Origin of the sequence: Allobosea sp. CER48, assembly GCF_044752385.1 — a bacterium.
Classification (GTDB): Bacteria; Pseudomonadota; Alphaproteobacteria; order Rhizobiales; family Beijerinckiaceae; genus Allobosea.
On record NZ_JBIWYK010000309.1, the window covers coordinates 1 to 3869 of the forward strand.

General features: G+C 66.9%; 4 protein-coding genes. 3 read left to right on the top strand and 1 reads right to left on the bottom strand.

What is annotated here, in order from left to right:
* Nucleotides 1-49 precede the first annotated feature (49 nt).
* Complete coding sequence (gene tlpA / locus ACIPIA_RS11840; RefSeq protein ID WP_400509714.1) at nucleotides 50-679, bottom strand: thiol:disulfide interchange protein TlpA; 630 nt, start codon at nucleotides 677-679, stop codon at nucleotides 50-52.
* A 27-nt stretch (nucleotides 680-706) separates the two neighbouring features.
* Here tlpA and argH point away from each other — a divergent pair, with 27 nt between their 5' ends.
* The 3 genes from argH to lysA all read left to right on the top strand — a co-directional run bounded on the left by argH (nucleotide 707) and on the right by lysA (nucleotide 3802).
* Nucleotides 707-2092: an argininosuccinate lyase gene (argH, locus tag ACIPIA_RS11845; RefSeq protein ID WP_400509716.1), complete on the top strand. Its 1386-nt coding sequence runs from the start codon at nucleotides 707-709 to the stop codon at nucleotides 2090-2092.
* Nucleotides 2093-2173: 81 nt separating this feature from the next.
* Nucleotides 2174-2437 carry an LPS translocon maturation chaperone LptM gene (lptM, locus tag ACIPIA_RS11850; RefSeq protein ID WP_400509718.1) on the top strand — a complete coding sequence of 88 codons (264 nt, stop codon included), beginning with the start codon at nucleotides 2174-2176 and terminating at the stop codon, nucleotides 2435-2437.
* A gap of 75 nt (nucleotides 2438-2512) precedes the next feature.
* Nucleotides 2513-3802, top strand: coding sequence for a diaminopimelate decarboxylase (lysA, locus tag ACIPIA_RS11855; RefSeq protein ID WP_400509720.1), 1290 nt, complete (start codon nucleotides 2513-2515; stop codon nucleotides 3800-3802).
* Nucleotides 3803-3869: the final 67 nt, after the last annotated feature.

Consider the following 3869-nt stretch of genomic DNA (forward strand, 5'->3'; position numbering starts at 1 on the left):
CAATGCGACGAGAGTTCGTCAACGCATGGCGATTGCGCGGACATTGCCGTCAGGGCTTGCCGATGGCAGCCCTCATCAGCGCCTTCGCATCGGCACTTGCCCAGTCGGCCGGGCCCTGGATGATGCCGAGCTCGCAGCCCTCCCTGTCGATGATGAGGCTGACCGGCATGCCCTCCACCTTGTAGGCCTTGCGCAGCGCCTGGAAGGTGGCAGCCTGCGGGTCGCCATGGAACGGCAGGGCGGTGACCTTGTTCTCCGCGAGCCAGGTCTTCGGCTTGTCGAGATTGCGCGTGTCGATGTTGATCGCGACGACCGCGAAGTCCGGCCCGCCCATCTCCTTCTGGAGCGCGTCGAGCGAGGGCATCTCCTTCAGGCAGGGCGCGCACCAGGTCGCCCAGAGATTGACCAGCAGCGTCTTGCCCTTGAGCGAGGCGAGCGTCGTCGGCTGGCCGTCCGGGCCGTTGAAGGCGAGCTCCGGCGCCGGCTGCGGGCGCGGGCGGATCTCGACGGCCGCGACCTCGCCCTTGACCAGGGGCTTCATGCGCTCGGCGGTCGTGCGCGCCGCGCTGCATGATCCGTTGCCGGCATCACCCGTGACGGAGTAGAAGGCTGCGCCGCCGCCGAGGGCGAGGAGGGCCAGCGCCCCGGCTGCGGCAAGAATGATCGTTCGAGACCTCATCGCGCCCTAGAAGCAGGAAAGACCGTCGTGAGCAATCGCATGTGGGGTGGGCGTTTCGCCACAGGTCCGGGCGTCATCATGGAGGAGATCAACGCCTCCATCGATTTCGACAAGAAGCTCTGGCGCCAGGATATCCGCGGTTCGCTCGCGCATGCGGCCATGCTGGCCGAGACCGGCATCCTGACCAGGGATGACGTCGCGACGATCACGGCGGGCCTCAAGCAGGTCGAGGGCGAGATCGAGAGCGGGGCCTTCACGTTTTCGCGCGCGCTCGAAGACGTCCACATGAACATCGAGTCCAACCTCAAGGACAAGATCGGCCTGGCCGCCGGGCGCCTGCACACCGCCCGTTCGCGCAACGACCAGGTCGCGACCGACATGCGGCTGTGGGTGCGCGACACGCTCGACGAGATCGACGGCCAGATGGCCGACCTCCAGCAGGCGCTCGCCGAGAAGGCGGACACCTATGCGGGGGCGGTGATGCCGGGCTTCACCCATCTGCAATCGGCCCAGCCGGTCACCTTCGGCCATCACCTGCTCGCCTATGTCGAGATGCTGGCGCGCGACCGCGGCCGCATCCGCGACGCCCGGGCGCGCCTCAACGAATGCCCGCTGGGCGCGGCCGCACTCGCTGGAACCTCCTTCCCGATCGACCGCCACATGACCGCGAAGGCGCTGGGCTTCGACCGCCCGACGGCGAATTCGCTCGATTCGGTCTCGGATCGCGATTTCGTGCTGGAGACGCTCTCTGCCGCCTCGATCTGCGCCATGCATCTCTCGCGCCTTGCCGAGGAGATCGTGCTCTGGGCGACCCCGCAATTCGGCTTCGTGAAGCTGTCGGACGCATTCTCGACCGGCTCCTCGATCATGCCGCAGAAGCGCAACCCCGACGCGGCCGAACTGGTGCGCGGCAAGGCGGGACGTGTGTTCGGCGCGCTCCAGGCACTGCTGACCATGATGAAGGGCCTCCCGCTGACCTATTCGAAGGACATGCAGGAGGACAAGGAAGGCACTTTCGATGCGCTGCAGACGCTGTCGCTGTGTCTTGCCGCCACGGCCGGCATGGTCCGCGACATGCAGCCCGATCTCAAGGTGATGAAGAAGGCGGCGGGCCTCGGCTATGCCACAGCGACCGACCTCGCCGACTGGCTCGTGCGCGTGCTCAAGATGCCGTTCCGCGACGCGCATCACGTCACCGGCCGCCTCGTCGGCATCGCATCCGAGAAGAAGGTCGGGCTGGAGAAGCTCTCGCTCGCCGAGATGCAGGCCGTGGAGCCGCAGATCACCGAGGCCATCTTCGCCGTTCTTGGCGTCGACCAGTCCGTGAAGAGCCGCGTCAGCTATGGCGGCACGGCGCCGGCCAATGTCCGCAAGCAGGCGCGGCGCTGGCTCAAGCAGCTCGCGAAAGGCTGAGGCTGTGGCGGCGGAGAGCCTCGCGCTCCGCCGCATCCTCCGCTACTGTCCCGCCACGCTTCGTTCCGAGGGTTCGCTTTCGTGCTTGATTCCCGCCTGAAATTCGGCCGCACCCTGCTGGTCGTCGGCCTTCTGGCCGTTGCACTCGCCGCCTGCGGGCGAAAGGGGCCGCTCGAGGCGCCGCCGAACGCGACCGGGGCGATCGACCTGCCCGAGGACCAGATCGGTGGACAGGCGAATGACGTCTCGTCCTATGGTTCGGCCTCGGTTCTGGCGAAGCCGGTCAAGGCCAACAAGGCGGTCGTCGTGCCGAACAAGCCGTTCATCCTCGACCCCCTGATGTGATCCGCTCGCGCCGTTCGGCGTCCGCCCGGGTGGCGGCGTCGGCGGCTGCAAGGCTTCCGAAGGCCCGTTAAGTCCATGCATCATTTCGCCTATCGCGACGGCTCGCTTCATGCCGAGGGCGTCGATCTCAAGCGCATCGCGGACGAGGTCGGCACGCCGGTCTATGTCTATTCCACCGCCACCATCGAACGGCACTACAAGCTGTTCGCCGCGGCGATGAAGAAGACGGCCCCGGCCGGCAAGGCGCATGTCTTCTACGCCATGAAGGCCAACGGCAATCTCGGCGTGCTGAAGACGCTGGGTGCGCTGGGCGCCGGCATCGACACCGTCTCCGAGGGCGAGGTGCGCAAGGCGCTGGCGGCCGGCATTGCGCCGGAGAAGATCGTGTTCTCGGGCGTCGGCAAGAGCGAGCAGGAGCTGCGCTTCGCGGTCGAGGCCGGCATCTATCAGGTCAATATCGAGAGCGAGAGCGAGCTCGACCTGCTGTCGAAGGTGTCCGCCTCGCTCGGCAAGCGGCAGGAGGCGGTGTTCCGGGTCAATCCCGACATCGGCGCAGGCGGCCATGCCAAGATCACCACGGGCTCCTCCGAGAACAAGTTCGGCGTCTCCTTCGAGGAGGTCGGGCGGCTCTACGCGCGCGCGGCCAACATGCCGGGCGTGCGGATCATGGGCCTCGCCGTCCATATCGGCAGCCAGATCCGCGAGATCGACGCCTTCGAGGCGGCCTATTCCAAGATGGTCGCGCTGGTCGGCGACCTGAAGGGCGAGGGCCATCGCGTCGACCGGCTCGACCTCGGCGGCGGGCTCGGCATCCCCTACGACATCCCCAAGACCTTCGACTACGGGCCGGGCCTGATCGAGGCCTATGCCGAGATGGTCGCCAAGGTGACGAAGGGGCTCGATGTCGAGCTCGGCTTCGAGCCGGGCCGCCTCATCGTCGGCAATGCCGGCGTTCTTCTGACCCGCGTGCTGCATCTCAATCCGCGCCCGACGAAGCAGTTCCTCGTCGTCGATGCCGCGATGAACGACCTCGTCCGGCCGGCGATGTATGAGGCCTATCACGAGATCTGGCCGGTAGCCGAGCCCGCGATCGGCGGGCCCGAGATCGCCTATGACGTCGTCGGGCCGATCTGCGAATCGGGCGACACCTTCACCACCGGCCGCTCGTTACCGCGGCTCCGACAGAACGATCTCGTCGCCTTCATGACGGCCGGTGCCTATGGCGCATCGATGTCCTCGACCTACAACCAGCGTCAGCTGGTCGCCGAGGTCATGGTCAGGGGCGATGCCTATGCCGTGACGCGCCCGCGCCAGAGCTATGAGGAACTGATCGGTACCGACCGGCTGCCCGGCTGGTTCGCCTGAACATCCTCTCCGCTTTTCGAAAAGGATGCGGGGAAGCCCTTTCCAAAGGAGAGGGGCAGGGCTGAGG